Genomic DNA, 1,014 nt, shown 5'->3' with positions numbered 1-1,014 from the left:
TGCTTTTTGATAGCCAACATTGATGAACCCTACGTCAAAGGAAGCGTTATGAGCAACAAGAATATCGTCTCCGGCCCACTCTTTAAACTTGCGTAAAACAATATCGATTTCAGGAGCACTCTGAACCAAATCATCTGTAATTCCAGTCAAATTGATAGTTGTAGCTGACAGTCTGTGATGGGGATTTGCGAATGATTCAAAACGGTCAATAATTTCTCCATTATGAATTTTCACTGCCGCCAATTCAATAATTGTATTGTAAACGGCAGATAAACCAGTCGTCTCAACGTCAAATACTACGTAAGTCGCATCTTCTAAAACCAAGTCCTTTTCATTGTAGGCAATTGGCACACCGTCATCAACTAAGTTTACTTCTACACCGTACAGAATCTTCACGTCATTTTTCTTTCCAGCACCAAACGCTTCTGGGAATGATTGTGCAACTGCATGATCTGTAATAGCAATTGCTTTGTGGCCCCATTTTTTCGCTTGGCCAACGAGTGCGCCGACAGATGAAACAGCATCCATTTGGCTCATAGGTGTGTGGAGATGGAGCTCCACTCGTTTTTCGCCTTCTTTAGCTGTATCCTGTCTTTCCACAGGCTTTATTTCATTCAAATCATTTCCGATCATTACCAGGTCTCTGACAAAGGTATCGTTTTGAATACTGCCTCGGGCTCTTAGCCACATTCCCTTTTTAACAAGCTGGAATAATGCAGCATCTTCCTTATCTCTTGAGAACATCTTCACCATAATAGAGCTGGTGTAATCTGTGATCTTGAATGTCAGTAATGTTCGTCCACTACGAAGCTCTTTTGTTTCTGCAAAGAAAACATATCCTTCAATCGTTACGCGTCTTTCCTCATCAATAATTTCCTCAAGACGTCGGTAGTCGCTGTCATCCTTGATTGTTAAGCCGATGGAAAGTGGACCTGACGGAATACTTGCATCTCCCGCTTCTTTGTCAGCCTCCATCTTCTGAATATCAAGCATTGCTTGTTTGCCGCGTTCCTG

At 42.1% G+C, this 1,014-nt stretch carries 1 protein-coding gene; it reads right to left on the bottom strand.

Annotated elements, in window-relative coordinates; genetic code table 11:
- On the bottom strand, positions 1 to 1,014 hold a 1,014-nt coding region (locus AB0G52_RS41420; protein ID WP_361344544.1), incomplete at both ends, for an exonuclease domain-containing protein.

The sequence above is a fragment of the Streptomyces sp. NPDC021562 genome, from assembly GCF_040640875.1.
Taxonomy (GTDB): Bacteria; Actinomycetota; Actinomycetes; order Streptomycetales; family Streptomycetaceae; genus Streptomyces.
Note: the sequence above shows the minus strand (reverse complement) of the source record. Positions and strands in the feature narration are given on the sequence as shown.